Below are 14,892 nucleotides of genomic sequence, written 5' to 3'. Positions count from 1 at the left end.
CTGCTGATCCGAGAACGCGTAGACGAACGGCCCGGTAGGTCGTGCCCAATTCGCGTTCTTCGTTGGGCGAAATACGTGATTTGGTATAATTCATACCTAACAAAGGCTCATATTGGCCAATCTTTCTCTCGTTCAGAGACGAACGAATCACTCATGTCATCCCGCAAAACGATCATCCTCGGATTCGATGCACTGTCGTTCGATTATCTAGACCGGTTCGATCTTCCTCATTTCGACGCAATTCGGTCCGACGGTATCGAAACGACTCTCGAATCAACGTTCCCGCCGTGGACGGGAAGTGCGTGGCCCTCCCTGTGTACGGGTGTCGACCCCGATCATCACGGCGTTTACTCGTTTTTCGACTTCCAGGGGACGTATCCGGACGAGGCGTCCGTCGTCACGCGGAACCACGTCAGATCACCCGCAATCTGGAACTACCTTTCGGCTCGAGACGTTCCTAGCGTCGTATTCAACGTGCCGGTTACGCATCCCGCAGAACCGATCGACGGAACGATCGTGCCCGGATATCTCGCTCCGGAGGAGACGGACGGCTACCCTGAATTGATCCGCGAGGATATTTCGACGGCAATCGGGGAAAAGTACCGGATTTACGCGCCCAACGAAGGAGATTCGGAAATCGACGTTACCGTCGACGAGTTCGTCTCGTTGATCGATCACCGGCGGCGGGCAGCAGTAGAAGTACTCGAGCGATCGGACTGGGAACTCGCGATCGTTCAGATGCAAAAAACGGACACCGTCTTCCACAAATTCCAGGACGAATCGTCGTTCGAGCGAGTGTACCAGGCTGCGGATGCACTTCTGGGATCGATACTCGAGACCGTCGACGACGCGAACATACTCGTCTGTTCGGATCACGGCATCGGCCGCACTGACGGATACAACGTATACATCAACGAAATCCTTCGGCGACATGGGTTCGTAGAGGCGACGACGGACGGGAACACCCCGACGCTGGGAGAAACGAAGACCGAGTTAACGAACAACGAGCGAGCACCCGATTCGGGAGGAGCGAGAGCGCGATCGATAGCAGCGGTCGAAACACTGCTCTCGACGGTCAACGTAACGCCCGGCGACGTCTACTCCGTCGCACAACGACTGAATGTAGAGGACGCCGTTCAACGGATACTGCCCGACGGCGCTATTGCAGGGATCGGAGAGCACGTCGACTGGCGACGATCGATGGCGTACTGTCGAAGCGGTCCGGAACTCGGCGTCCGGATCAATCTGGACGGACGGGAACCGGCGGGCGTGGTGAGCGAATCAGCGTACGATCGCGTTCGCGACGAACTCATCGAGATCCTCTCCGAGTTACGCACACCCGACGGAGAACTCGCTTTCGAGTGGGTGAAACCACGCGAAGCCGTCTACGATGGACCGCACGCAGAGGCGGCGTGCGACGTGCTATTTATGCCGGCGAAGATGAACAATCTCGTCGCGACCAACCTGTTGGGCACCGAATTCGTCCCGATCGATAAATACAACCACAAATCAGAAGGGGTTTTCATTGGGGCCGGTCCCGGGTTTGCCGACGGCTCGCTGGCCGAATCCCTCTCGATAACCGACGTCGCACCGATCGCCATGGCGTTGCTTGGTCAACCGGTTCCAGAAGGGATGACTGGAACCGTTCCAGATGAACTCGTCCGTCGCTCGACAGAGAGGAGTCACTACATCGACGTTAAATACGGTACGGAAACCGATCCGGGTGCCGATGACGAGGTTGTCAATCGGCTAGAAAGTCTCGGATACGTAGAATGAAAGTCAAAAAATCGGACGTCGACAAACTCGTATCAAGCGCCGCATTGATCTTCATCGGACAGGTAATCTATTCGCTCACGGAACTGGGAGAGCGGGTGATCATCGCCAGACTGCTGACGCCGGACGCCTACGGGGAAGTGAGTATCGGCCTCGCGATACTGACGTTCGGGACGACTATCAGCATATTGGGCGTCAAAGAAGGCATTCCGCGTTTCATGTCGCGATACGACACGAAGCGTGATAAACGAGGAGCGTGGGTAACTGGGGTTTTAATCGCCAGTCTGAGCAGTCTCGTCCTCGTCGGAGTTCTGATGGCCAATATCGATTTGCTCTTCGGAACGTTTTTCGAGACGGACGGGTCGCGGACGTTACTCCTGTTCTTTCTCGTCTGCGTTCCGTTGGTCGTCGGCCTCCAGTTGGGAGTTGCGGGAATCCGCGGTCAGGAGAACACGATCTACAGGACGTACGCGAACGATCTCGTCTACCCGGTATCCCGGATCGTACTCCTCGTCACGTTCCTGTTCCTCGGGTTCGGCATTCAGGCCGCGGGGATGGCGTACGTCGGCGCTGCAGCGATCGCATCGGTCGTCGCGTACGGATTACTGAACCGCCTCGTTCCGCTAGTGGGAGACGTCACTCTCCGGATCCGTGAAATGATCGTCTTTTCGGTTCCGCTCGTGTTCGCGACAATTCTCTCCCGGCTGTTGACCCGGACCGATACGTTGATGCTCGGGTACTTTCGCCCGTCGTACGAAGTTGGACTCTACAGTTCGGCCTACCCGCTCGCGAGCGGATTATTGCTAATTCTCTCGTCGTTCGGATTCCTGTACCTTCCACTCGCTTCGCGACTCGACGCCAACGATCGGCAGACGGAGATCAATGCGATATACAAGTTGACGACTAAGTGGGTGTACGTCCTCACGTTCCCGTTGTTCCTCACCCTCGTGGTCTATCCGACGGACGTCCTGCGAATCGTTTTCGGCGAACCATACCACGAAGCGGGAACCGCGCTGGCGATACTCGCTCTCGGATTTTTCACGAGTGCTTCGTTCGGACGAAACAGGGAAACACTGTCCGCGCTGGGATTCACCGTCGCGATCATGATCTCGAACGGCATCGCCTTCCTTTGCAACGTGATCCTGAACCTGGTTCTCATCCCCCGGTACGGATATCTGGGCGCGGCCGTCGCCTCTGCGGCATCGTTCGTGACGCTAAACCTGATCGTGTATCTGATCTTGAACCTAAAATACGGCATCACACCGTTTTCGAAGTGGTCTACGAGGACGTTCGTCGTGCTGCCTGCGACCCTGTTTCCGGTAGCCCTGGTCATCGACAACTGGGTTTCGTTGACGCTCACTACGCTGCCGCTATTCCTGTGTGGCGTCGGACTGGCGAGCCTCGGCCTCGTCGCGACGACCGGCTGTCTCCAGCCGGAGGATAGACTCGCGGTGTCGGCCGTCGAACAGCGCTTGAACCTGAAGATCCCGTTTCTCCGTCGATACCTGCCTGACTCGAAATAGCTGAACGACTGATATCCTCCGGCGTTACTTTCAGCTCGCTACCACGATAAGCGGGCGGAACCGGGTAGTTCCCTCCTGGCCGAAATTCTAGAGCAGTTACGGAAACGACGTCGTGAGCGAGCAATGGTCATGGAACGGGCCAAATCGACGTTACTTGGATCGCCGAGCGATTCGATCGGACCGGTCAGGTATCGCCGAGCGTTCGCAAGTCGGGATGATCGATTCGATTCGGTTTCCGTTCATCACCGGGGGTGGTGACCGAAGCCTGTACCGAGTTTCGTACCGCTTGCCACTCGCTGTGGCGAACGACCAGCTCGATCGGGACGGTTTCGACGTCGAGAAGTTTCGCGATCGCGAGCCGGTGGTGGCCGTCGTAGAGGAGTAATTCCCCGTCTCTGCCGACGTTGGCGGTTATCTCTGTCGACTGATCGTGGCGCCGGTGACCGTACTGCACGTCCGTCCGATCCTGTGTTCGGTATCCGTTCTCCGCGATACTGGTGTACAGGTCGTCGACGAATTCGCAGCGTTCCGTGAGCAGTTGCGATTCCGTCGTACAGCCGAATGCCCGACCCCGCCCCTCGAGCCGGAGTTTGCACCAGCGAAAGTACGGAGTTTCGCGCCACGGCGCTCCGTTCGCGAATCGTTCTTCCAGCCCCCAGTAGATCGGATGATCGGCGAAGGAAGTGATCACACGGTCCCACTCCCCTGAGACTACCTTCCCCCGATCGTTTCTGTTACTGAACGCTCGAACGTCCATCCGCCGCGTAATTCGGTCGGGGTCGATCCATATCCGCTGCGTCGGATCGGGTGGCGCATCGTACCGAAGGGCGTTTGCCCAGCGCCGCGTTGCCACGACAACTCGTGGCGGGAGATTGTGGTAGACGACGTTCGACACCCTGACGAGTCCGTTCTTCGGCCCCTCTTCGACGACCTGCGTGAGGAGCCCGCCCGCAAGCTGTCGCTCACAGCGCTCCGTAATCGAGTACCGGGCCGAGGTCCCGTCCGACGTTTTCTCGGCGTATCCCGTTCGAAGCGCCGTAGAGAGCGCGCTTTCGACGCGTTCTTCGGATATCGATCGGTAACATCGATCGAGGGTTCGCCGTATCGACCCGATTCGACGTGGACCGTCGACTGCGATCGCGAAGAGACAGTCCTTTTGAAATCCGGTGAGATGGAACATCGTATACCCGATAACGATCCAGTGTTGCATTTAGTTCGTAGTCCAATACTCGAAAGAGATCCGTCGCAGGTGGTATTTCGTCGCCGTTAAGGCGTCGTTGTGAGTTCGTTCGGCGGAGACGATAGGGAAGAGGGCGTTTCGGACGACGACCGGACGTCCGACTGACCGCTATTCGGCACTCCCGGTGAGGTGATAGAGTTCGTACTCCCCGTTGGATTGGACCCTGTTGATTCCCGACTGCGCGGTGTCGACCGCGAAATCCTCTTCGGAGTATCGCAACCCTTCGTACGCACTCACTTCCCGCTCGTAATCGATCCTGGTGAGGACGAGATACGTTTCCTCCTCATAAGCAGATCTGAGTGGCTGTTCGAAGGTGGATTCCGAAACCGAATCGTGGCCCCGACTGCGATCGGCGTCGGCTCTGAGCGCGTCGTCGTATCGGTTCGGGGCGTTCCGAAATCCGACGAATTCGATCTCAGCATCCTGGTTCGAAAACGCCGTCTCGTATCCGGACATCTGCATCTCGGAAACGTGATGTGACTGATTGTACACGAAGGGGGACGGATACACCGAAAGGAGCGACAGCACGAGCAAAACTCCACAGCCGACGACGAAGACGCCGTTGACGATTCGCTGATCGACCATCTGACTCGCGACATTGACCGTCCGATTGATCGCTACGGCCCCAAATATCGTAACGAAAACCATCATGAGTCCGAAGACTCGGAAGTACATCTCGGACGTTTGGCTGACGAAATACAGGACGAACAGGAAGCCCAGGTTGAAGAGAACCACTGTGATGTACAGGCCGACAGCGGAAACGTGTGGAAATCGGATCGAGTAACCCCTGAACATCGATCGAAGGAGCAGTCCGCCCGCGAACAGTGAGACTACCAGGTGAGCGACGAACAGTTTCACGAATATTTCACCAAGCCCGCCGCCGATAGCTTGCAACGACGCGCCCTGGCTCGCAACGGAGTGGCCTGCTTGACCCGATCCAGTCAGCAGAAACGTAATAGCCGAACCGAGAGCACGACTTGCGAACCCAGCAAAGAACCCGTGCTTACCGGACCACAGTACGAACACCACGATCATCAGAAGAACCTGCCCGTATAGCGGACGATGCGCGTCGATGGCCCCTCCGTATCCAACCCGTTTCGCGAAATACTGCACTGAACAGATTCCGGCGGCGGCGATGATCATGTGGGCAAGGTACTGCGGATGATAGACGACGGTCGCAACGGTAAGAACGAAAAACAGGACGCCGATCGCCGATATCCGTGTGAGCGAATCTGTAGTGATGTACTTCAATAGGACGTAAATTGGGAGTGCAGAGAGCAGTATCGTCTGCGACATCGCATGCGGGTATAGATTCGTCGTGATCGTCGTGATCGGCAAGAGCAAAAATGCACAGAACGCCGAAACGACGACGGACGACGGGTCAGGATCGATTTCGCGAACGGCGAGCGGAACGAAGACGAAGAATACCAGAGTAGCTAGCAGTGACACGTAGAGGAGCGACCGGGTCAGCGGAACGTCCAGCGTCGAACTGATGACGACAGAGACAGTATGGATACCTGGATAAAATAGCTCGAACGGGGAGATAACGCCGTCACTGATGCCGGATGCCCAGCCGAGATGCGTCAGCGCGTCGTTGTGTCCGTTAAAGTGGTAGCCGCGGATGATAGGTATACCGACGAACACGGTCGTCACGGCGCCACCAAGGAGGAGCGCACCAGCACGGAGACTCCGAACGGCCCGCGCCCGAAACGCGACGGCGACGGAAAGCGAACTGAGGAGGGCGATGCCCAGACAGATCCAGACGATCGACGGCGTCATCGCGTACATCGAGAGTTCGTATCCCGATGCAGGCGTGCGGTGGGCGATTCCAACGCCGGCGATCACCGCGAGAAAACCGGCCGTGAGGACGAGCTTCTCGCAAAGGAAGCCGTCGTGCGAAGAGTGGTAGCTCATCTAGTGTCACGTGGGTACAGCTATTTCGATCCTTGTTATTCCCTATTTACTACGAGTTCAGGTCCGCACCTTCGCTTCGAACGGATGGACGCGCTGTCGAGAGTGGGCGAAGGCTGTCGACGCGTGGGCCTCAGGATCAGCCTGACCGTCGATAGGGTCTCGCTACCCGGACCGCGGGATTCCTCGCCAGGCCGACCGAATCGTCGACGGTGTCGGTCGCTAAACCGGACGCCGTCCGAGACTGATCGCGGGGTGAGTGGGGGACTTGACGACCCGTACGGCGAGCCTACACGGAAGTCGTTTAGCGAACGAAATCAGGGTGACAGTGGCTCCGTGCGATCGGGAACGTAAATAGATCGCTTACAAAGTACGTCAGACTCGATCGAATGCGTATGCAACACCGAGTACCGACCGATCTATCCGCCGTTGTGGAGGGATCGGCGACATGAGTATTGATGTCCGCCTCGCCACGATCGACGATCGCGATCGCTGGAACGGCTACGTCGAGCGATCGCCGCAGGGAACGCTCTGCCACGAACTCGAGGCGCTGGAGGTCCAGGCCGACCACGCGAACGCCACGCTCCACCCGCTGATCGGGTTCAAAGGGCAGGAACCGGTGGGCCTCTTCCCCGTGTTCAAAATCGAGAAGGGGTTCGTCACGACGGTGTTCTCGCCGCCGCCGCACCTCCGGGTGCCGTACCTCGGGCCCGCGTTCCTGAACATGGGGAAGCTGAAACGGCGCAAGCGGGACAAGCGCCAGGAACGGTTCGTCGAGGGCTGTTTCGACTGGATCGAGTCGGAACTCGCGCCGCGGTACGCGCACCTGCGGACCAGTACGGCGTTCGCTGATTCGCGCCCGTTCAAGTGGAACGGGTACGACGTCTCGCCGGAGTACACGTACGTCGTCGACCTCTCGCCGAGCGAGGACGACCTCCTCATGACGTTCAGCAGTGACGCCCGGAACAACGTGACGAACGCCGACGACGATGCCTACGAGATCGAGGTCGGCGGCGACGAGGAGATCCGGCTCATCGTCGACCAGGTCCGACGGCGGTACGAGTCCCAGGGGATCGACTTCGGCGTCACCGAATCGTTCGTCCTGGACCTCGCCGATCGAACCGCAAACGGCGCGGTCCGGCCGTACACGCTCCGGGTCGACGGCGAGTTCGTCGGCGGCATCCTGGCCCTGGAGTACGGCGACACGACCGGCCGGTGGCTCGGCGGCGTCCGAACCGACGCGGACGTCGACCTGCCGACCAACGACCTGCTCGACTGGGCGGTCATGCGCGACGGACTCGATCGCGGACTCGAGGGCTACGACCTGATCGGCGCGGACACCCCGCGGATCAACCGATACAAGGCGAAGTTTAACCCGGAACTCCGGACCTACTACAGCATCGAGTACGGCTCGTGGGGGATGCAGACGATCGCGTCGCTGTACAACTCCGTCAAGTGACGGTCCCGTGGCGTTCGCGCGGATGCGAGAGCCGACGGTCGGTCGCGGACGATCGACCGGCGCGTAATTTGCACCATAACGAAGGTCCGACATCGGGGAACCGTCAGCAATGAGTGATTCCTCCCTCCGGACGTTGCTGGTCGGGATCGACGCCGCCTGCGATCGAGTGCTCGCACCGCGCTTCGAGGCCGGCGACCTCCCGACGCTCGAAACGATCTACGAGGATGGGAGCACAGGCCCGCTCGAGTCCCAGATTCCCCCGTGGACGGCCTCGGCGTGGCCCTCGCTGTACACGGGGATGAATCCGGGGAAACACGGCGTCTTCAGCTTTCTCACGTTCGAGGGGTACGACTGGGACGTGGTCAACGCGACCGACGTGCGCGAGCGAACGCTGTGGGAACTGCTCGATCGCCACGGGCTCACGAGCGTCGTCGTCAACGTTCCGGTAACGCACCCGCCGCGATCGTTCGACGGCGCTCTGATTCCGGGATACACCGCCCCCGAGGATCCCGAGTGCCATCCCGCCGGCCTGCTCGAGGACGTCCGGGACGTGATCGGCGAGTATCGCGTCTACCCCGACGAGGACGAGGATCTCGGGACGGCGTACACCGATTGCGTGCGGATGCGCGGCGAGGCGTTTCGCTACCTCGCCGATCGGTTCGATCCCGAGTTCGGGTTCGTCGAGTTCCAGGCGACCGACTCGATCTTCCACGAGGACCCGGAGAACGACGCGACGATCGACTCGATCTATCGCGAGGTCGATCGCCAGCTCGCCGAGACGCTCGAGGCGTGCGATCCGGACACGGTGATCGTCGCCAGCGATCACGGGATGGGGCCCTACGACGGCTACGAGTTCCGCGCGAACCAGTTCCTCCGGGAACGGGGGGACGTCGAGACCGTCGACGGCGGCGAGGGAATGCCCACCTGGGCGACGATCCGCGACGGCAATCTCAAGCAGGGGCGAGACGCCACCGATCGCGATCCCGGACTCGCCGAACGCGCGATGGCGGCTGCCGCCCGCGTCGGGCTGACGAGCCAGCGGATCGGTGCCGTCCTCGAACGGCTCGGAATCGACGACGTCGTCGCGAGACACGTCCCGGCGGGGCTGGTCAACGCGGGCGCGACGCAGGTCGACTTCCCCGCCTCCCGGGCGTACGTGCGATCGCGGATCGAACTCGGCGTCCGCATCAACCTCGCGGGGCGCGACCCCGAAGGCGTCGTCCCGCCCGAGGAGTACGAGGCCGTCCGCGATCGGCTGATCGAGGACCTGCGCCGCGTCAGGACGCCCGACGGGGATCCCGTCTTCGAAACGGTCACCCGCCGCGAGGAGTTCTTCGACGGCCCGGAGAGCGATCGCGCCGTCGACGTCGTCACGGTGCCCGCCGGCTTCGATCACTTCCTCTCGGCGACCCTTCGCGACGAGCAGTTCGGGCCGCCGGCGGAGCCCTGGAACCACAAGCGCGACGGGACGATCGCGCTCCGGGGCGAGGCGATCGACGCCGACAGCGGCATCGGGAACGCTCACCTCTTCGACGTCGCACCGACCGTGCTGTCGACGCTCGAGGTCCCGGTCGACGAGCGGATGGACGGCACGCCGCTCCCCGCCGTCGACTCGCCCGGGACGAGAGCGTACCCGCGGTTCGACGGCCGCGAATCGATCGAGACGGCGGACGAAGACGTCGAGAAACGGCTCGCCGATCTCGGCTACCTCGAGTGAACGGGTGACGGACAGTACGTCGAGTGATCGGACAAGGACAGTTCGTCGAACGATCGATCGTCGTACCGGTCTCGGGCACTCAGTCCCCGATCGCGTTCGCCACTTTTCCTCGCACGTTCTCGAGTTCGATCCGGACGGTGTCGACCGCCCCGGGACAGGTGTACAGCGGCCCGAGGTCGTCGGGGGTCGTCGCCTCGAACGTCGGCTCCGTGAGCCGCGTACACGCGGTCGCCAGCATGTCGGTCGAGCGCTCGAACAGGGTTCGTTCGACCGCCTGCCACGTTCGACAGTCCGCCACGTCGATCGTCTTCTCGACGATGATCTCGCCGCCGTCGAGCGTCGGCGTCAGGCGCTGGAGCGTGATCCCGGCCGTGGATTCGCCGTTGGCGAATTCCCAGACGCCGGGCGGTCGACCCCGGTACTCCCGGACGTTCCCGTGGTGGTAACTGAGCACGCCGTGGGTCGGCGCGGTCAGGACGTCGCCCCGGAGGATGCCGAAGCCGCGACGGAACAGCAGGTCGATCCCCGCCGACTCGATCCGATCGATCGTCGAGGCGGGGAGTCGCTGGCCGATCCCGTCGGCAGGTTCGGGACTGGTCCGAATCCGCTCGGCGCCGTCGAGCCACGAGAGGTCGTCGATCGGGACCTTCTCGAGGTACGCCGGCGTGTTCACGAGTCGGTGCCAGGCGAGGACGGGGGTCCACGCGCCGTACTCCAGGACGGACGTCGCGTACCGCTCCCAGCGGTTCGACGAGGCCGACTCCGATTCGACGGGCAGAATCACCTGTTCGACGGAGACACCGGCGGTCCGGACCGCCTCTTTGACGGCCTCCGCAGCCCACCGTTCCATCGCGGGTTCCGCCAGAAGGATCCCGACGGCCAGTCGTTCGTCGCGCATCGATACTGGCTCTGGGGTACGGATCGCAGTAAGTATGAGCAGCGTGAGCGCAGTAGCCGGCGCCTGTCGAACGATGGTTCCCGTGATTGCCACGCTGGCGACCGCACGGTTCGACAGCCCCGCATTCGGGTTACGCGGACGCCGATCGCGCCCGCAACGATCGCCGCGTCGAGGATTCGAGTCGATCGATCGCGCCGCGGGATTCGGCGACGGCGACGAGCACGTCGGTCAGGTTCACGAGGTCGCCGACGTACGCCGCTCGGCGCTGTTGCCACCGTCGATCGGCGTCGTCGTCGGCGAGGATCGCGAGCGATCGATCGCGGATTCGGTCGTAGGAGTCGAACTGTTCGGCGAGACCGACCCGTTCGAGTTCCCGGAACTCGCCGTACTCGTGGTCGTCGGTGCCCCGGTAGCGAAACGCCGGCGTGCCGAGCAGGGCGGCCTCGGTGACCATCGTCCCGGTGTCGGAGACGACGAGGGCCGCCCCGGCCATCGCGTCGTGAATCTTCGCCGGGTGGAGGTCGTACGGCCGCGCCGGGAGGTCGTCGAACGCCATCTCGTCGCCCTCGTCGGAGACGACGACGGTCGCCCGACCGGCGAGTCCCTCGATCAGGTCCCGACGCTGGTCGCGGGTGAACCCCTCCAGATCGGTGTCGTGCAGGGCGTCGAGCGCGTTGAACCGGACGAGGACGTACTGCTCGTCAGGGCCGACGCCGAGCGCCTCGCGAACGGTGCCGTCCGGTTCAAAGACCTCGGGGTGGAGGTACGCACACTCCTTGAAGCCGTCGAACGTGTAGTGGGCGTCGCCGAGGTCCCGACGGGTGACCGCGGGCGAGAGGATACAGTCGGCGAAGGGACGGGAGACGGTGTGATTGAAATCGGCCGGTTCGTCGTCGAGGACGAGCACGATCGGGGTGCGTGAGAGTGTTCCGGCGGCCGCCGCGTACGGGCCGCGCCCGAAGACGACGTCGGGCCCGAACCGGAGCGTCTCGGTCGCGATCGATCGGAGTTGCCCCCCCAGTTCCCGCGCGAAGCCGAGCGCCGAGTAGCCGGCCGTCTCGTGGGTCCCGTACACCCGGTAGGGGAGCCCGAAGTACTCGAGTAAGTCCGTCGTACAGGCGTACTCCCGGGTCAGGACGAGTACGTCGTGGTCTGCGTCCCGGAGCCGATCGACAGCGTTGCGATACAGATGAACGTGGGCGGGCGTGTTGGCGAAAACGAGAATCCGCATTGGGTGGGGGTATCCGTCGTCGACCCATTGTAATAGTACACGTACAGCGAACCGATCGCGGGGTCCCGGGTCGGCGCCTGTTCGACCGGCGACCGCGCTACTGCGGTTCCGATCGGTACCACTCCATCGTCGCCGGCAGGTGCGCCTCGATCGGCCGGTAGGTGTAGCCCAGGTCCTCGTGGGCTTTCCGCGAGGAATAAAAGAGCCGTCGCGTTGCGAGTCGGGCCATCTCCCGGTCGAACGGGAACACGTGTCGATCGGCGACGGCCCGTGCGGCCTCGGCGACCGGCCCGGCGGCGTGGATCGCCGTCGCGGGAACCCGAACCCGGGCGGGGGATCCGCCGGTGTACGCGGCGATTCGCGAGACGGCCCGATCGTAGGAGAGGTTCTCGCCGCCGAGGAGGTAGTGCTCCCCGGACACGCCGTGCCCGGCGGCCGCGAGCAGGCCGTCGACGACGTCGTCGACCCCGACGATACTCAGGCCGCCCGGGAGGTACGCGGGCATCGTCGACTCGTACCCCATCGCGATCAACTGGGCCGTGAACGCGTCGTCGCCGGGCCCGAAGATCGACGTCGGATGGACGGTCACGGCGTCGCCGGTCGCGGCGTACTCGTCGACGATGTCCTCCGCCGCCGCCTTCGCGGACTGGTAGGCCCCGATCGGTTCGGCGACGTCGGTCTCGTCGGCGACCTCACCCTCGGTCTTCGGGCGGCGCGTCCCGGCCGTACTCGTGAAGACGAGTCGTCCGGTGTCACATGCCCCGCAGGCCTCGACGACGGCCCGGGTCCCGTCCCGGTTGACCCGTTCGACCGTCTCGGGATCGGCGCTCCAGAGCCCGACGCCGGCGAGGTGGAAGACGACGTCGGCCCCGTCGACGAGCGATCGAAGCGTCCCGCCGTCGAACAGGTCGCCGACGTACCACTCGACGCCCTCGCGTCGCTCCCGATCGGAGGTGGGCCGGCTGAGTCCCCGGACCGTCCAGCCGTCCGCGAGCAGTCGATCGCAGAGGTGGGTGCCGAGAAAGCCGGTCGCGCCGGTGACGGCCGCGGTCTTCGGTCCCATCGTTGTCACCGACCGTCGAGTTGAGGGGGCACGCCGTCGCCGCTGACGGCCGCGTAGGTCCGGTAGGCGATCGAGACGGCCGGATGCGGATCGGTGGGCGGCGGCAACTCGCCGGACGGGCACCGATCGCGGAGCGCCGCCACGTCGACGCCGTCGACGCGGATCCCGTCGGCGTCCCCGAGCGCGTACTCGAATGCCTCGTCGTCGGCGATCGATCTGTCGAGTAGCCTGGCTCCGACGGCGTCGACGGCGGCGACCGGCCCGGCGAACAGCGTCTCGGCCGCGTACGGCTCGCCCGCGTACGCGACCGTCGCGTCGAGCACGGCGAGTTCGGGGTCGACGACAGCCGCGACCGCGGCCGCGGCGACGCCCCCGTCGATCGAGCACTCGACGTGGCGGGCGAGCGTCCGCATCCCGCCGGCGAGCGGGCCGTCCCGGGTGGGTCGCAACGCCGGGACCGGAATCACGGTCCCCGACGCCAGCCGATCCGGGACCGCGAGCGCGACGGGCTGGTCGCCGAGCCGGACCGTTTCGTCGGTCCGGGGGGTGTCGGCGGGATCGAACAGCGACGCGTCGAACCGGTCGAGGACGTCGTCGTAGTTGAGGTACTCGCCCGTGCGATCGGCGGACAGGTACTCGCTCGATCCGGCGACGGCGACGGCGGCGTTCGTCTCGCGTTCGAGATAGGCTACGAGCGCCCCGATCACGGCCGGGTCGGTGATCACGCCGGAGGACGGGTGGAACGGGTAGTGTGCGTCGGGAACGAGCGTGATCCGGTCGGCGTCGGCAAGCGACGCGGCGCGCGGCTCGAGCAGTCGACGGACCGGCGTCTCGAGGGCCGCCATGCGCGCGTCGACGTCCGGCGTCCAGCCGCGGCCGCGTTCGTGTTCGTCGATCGTGACGCCGCGGACGGTGCTCACGGCATCACCTCCGACAGTTCCGTCTCCGTCTCGTCCGTCCCCACGCAGTCGTAGGCCGCCTCCGCCAGTTCGAGCGCCCGTCGTCCGTCCGCGCCGCCGATCGGCGGGCGTTCGTTCGCACGGATCGCGTCACAGAAGTCCGCCAGCGCGTCGTAGTGCGCCTCGAGGTAGAACGTCGGGGCGAAAACGTCCGGCCCCTCGCCGGTGAATCGCTTCGCGACGTTTTCGAGGGCGGCGCGAGCGGCACTCGCGTAGAAGTTCTCGGGGAGGAACTGGTCGTTGCTGATCGACCCCGTGATCCCCTCGAGGCGCAGGCGGGTGTTCACCTCGGGGAGCTCCTCCCACTGGTAGGAGCCACAGTGGAGGGTGATCGTGGTCTCCGTCTCCGGCGACCGCAGGAGGACGGTGGCCGCGTCCTCGACCGGCACGTCGAGCGAGTGGCCCGTCGCCGCGTCGCGGACCTCGAGGTCGCCGAAGATCCACTCGAGGAGATCGAGGCAGTGAATGCCGAGTTCGAACAGGGAACCGCCGCCCGCGGCGTCCGGGTCGTGCGGCCACGCGGGCGGTTCGTCCTCGGCGGGCGGCCGACCGAGCGGACTGTCGTTGAGCCGCGTCATCGAGGCGTAGGGAACGTGTCCGACCCGGCCCTCCTCGTAGGCCCGCCGGACGCCGCGCATGTCAGACTGGTAGCGGAGCGTGTGATCGACGCCGACCGCGATCCCGCCGCGATCGGCGGCCGCGAGCAACTCGTCCGCCTCCTCGGTCGAGCGAGCGAGCGGCTTCTCGACGAAGACGTCGACGCCGGCGTCGGCGGCGTGGCTGACGGCATCGGCGTGGAGGGAGGGCGGCAGCGCAACGATCGCCGCGTCGATCGTCTCGCGCTCGAGGAGGTCGACGTAGTCGTCGTACGTTCGCGGGACGCCGGCACCCTCCGCGCGTTCCCGGTTCTCCGGCAAGGCGTCGGCGACGGCGACGACCGAGACGTCCGGCATCGCAAGCGCCGATTGTAGATGGACCATGCCGATGTTCCCGACCCCCAGCACGCCGACGGTGAGCGCGCCGGAGTCGGAACGCCGGTCGAAAAGTCGTGCTCTCATCTGCCCGAGAACGGGGCGTCGGCGGGCTTTGTTATCGTCGTCGTACAGCAGACGGCGCCG

At 63.8% G+C, this 14,892-nt stretch carries 11 protein-coding genes; 4 read left to right on the top strand and 7 right to left on the bottom strand.

The window, feature by feature from the left end; genetic code table 11:
• Positions 1-153 precede the first annotated feature (153 nt).
• Both AC6I6X_RS03630 and AC6I6X_RS03625 read left to right on the top strand, forming a co-directional pair.
• Positions 154-1,776: an alkaline phosphatase family protein gene (locus tag AC6I6X_RS03630; RefSeq protein WP_497929136.1), complete on the top strand. Its 1,623-nt coding sequence runs from the start codon at positions 154-156 to the stop codon at positions 1,774-1,776.
• On the top strand, positions 1,773-3,296 hold the full coding sequence (locus AC6I6X_RS03625; protein WP_497929135.1) for a flippase: 1,524 nt from the start codon (positions 1,773-1,775) through the stop codon (positions 3,294-3,296). Before AC6I6X_RS03630 ends, AC6I6X_RS03625 begins: the two co-directional genes overlap by 4 nt.
• Before the next feature lie 184 nt (positions 3,297-3,480).
• On the opposite strand, the gene AC6I6X_RS03620 is transcribed toward AC6I6X_RS03625, so the two are convergent.
• Positions 3,481-3,987, bottom strand: a complete 507-nt coding sequence (locus AC6I6X_RS03620) for a ParB N-terminal domain-containing protein (protein WP_497929134.1) — start codon at positions 3,985-3,987, stop codon at positions 3,481-3,483.
• A 657-nt stretch (positions 3,988-4,644) separates the two neighbouring features.
• Positions 4,645-6,450, bottom strand: a complete 1,806-nt coding sequence (locus tag AC6I6X_RS03615; RefSeq protein WP_497929133.1) for an MFS transporter — start codon at positions 6,448-6,450, stop codon at positions 4,645-4,647.
• A gap of 445 nt (positions 6,451-6,895) precedes the next feature.
• Here AC6I6X_RS03615 and AC6I6X_RS03610 point away from each other — a divergent pair, with 445 nt between their 5' ends.
• Both AC6I6X_RS03610 and AC6I6X_RS03605 read left to right on the top strand, forming a co-directional pair.
• Positions 6,896-7,906: a lipid II:glycine glycyltransferase FemX gene (locus AC6I6X_RS03610; RefSeq protein ID WP_497929132.1), complete on the top strand. Its 1,011-nt coding sequence runs from the start codon at positions 6,896-6,898 to the stop codon at positions 7,904-7,906.
• A gap of 109 nt (positions 7,907-8,015) precedes the next feature.
• Entirely contained in the window at positions 8,016-9,623 is a 1,608-nt protein-coding gene (locus tag AC6I6X_RS03605; protein ID WP_497929131.1) for an alkaline phosphatase family protein, read from the top strand.
• 79 nt (positions 9,624-9,702) lie between these two features.
• Here the strand turns inward: AC6I6X_RS03605 and AC6I6X_RS03600 are convergent, their stop codons facing one another.
• From AC6I6X_RS03600 to AC6I6X_RS03580, 5 genes are all read right to left on the bottom strand, one after another.
• Positions 9,703-10,521 carry a formyltransferase family protein gene (locus AC6I6X_RS03600; protein ID WP_497929130.1) on the bottom strand — a complete coding sequence of 273 codons (819 nt, stop codon included), beginning with the start codon at positions 10,519-10,521 and terminating at the stop codon, positions 9,703-9,705.
• A 130-nt stretch (positions 10,522-10,651) separates the two neighbouring features.
• Positions 10,652-11,752: a DUF354 domain-containing protein gene (locus AC6I6X_RS03595; protein ID WP_497929129.1), complete on the bottom strand. Its 1,101-nt coding sequence runs from the start codon at positions 11,750-11,752 to the stop codon at positions 10,652-10,654.
• Between the two features lie 97 nt (positions 11,753-11,849).
• Entirely contained in the window at positions 11,850-12,815 is a 966-nt protein-coding gene (locus AC6I6X_RS03590) for an NAD-dependent epimerase/dehydratase family protein (protein ID WP_497929128.1), read from the bottom strand.
• Between the two features lie 5 nt (positions 12,816-12,820).
• Positions 12,821-13,735: a hypothetical protein gene (locus AC6I6X_RS03585; RefSeq protein WP_497929127.1), complete on the bottom strand. Its 915-nt coding sequence runs from the start codon at positions 13,733-13,735 to the stop codon at positions 12,821-12,823.
• On the bottom strand, positions 13,732-14,832 hold the full coding sequence (locus AC6I6X_RS03580; protein ID WP_497929126.1) for a Gfo/Idh/MocA family protein: 1,101 nt from the start codon (positions 14,830-14,832) through the stop codon (positions 13,732-13,734). The genes AC6I6X_RS03585 and AC6I6X_RS03580 overlap by 4 nt, the downstream gene beginning before the upstream one ends.
• Positions 14,833-14,892: the final 60 nt, after the last annotated feature.

Source organism: Halosolutus sp. YCN4, from assembly GCF_059736495.1.
Note: the sequence above shows the minus strand (reverse complement) of the source record. Positions and strands in the feature narration are given on the sequence as shown.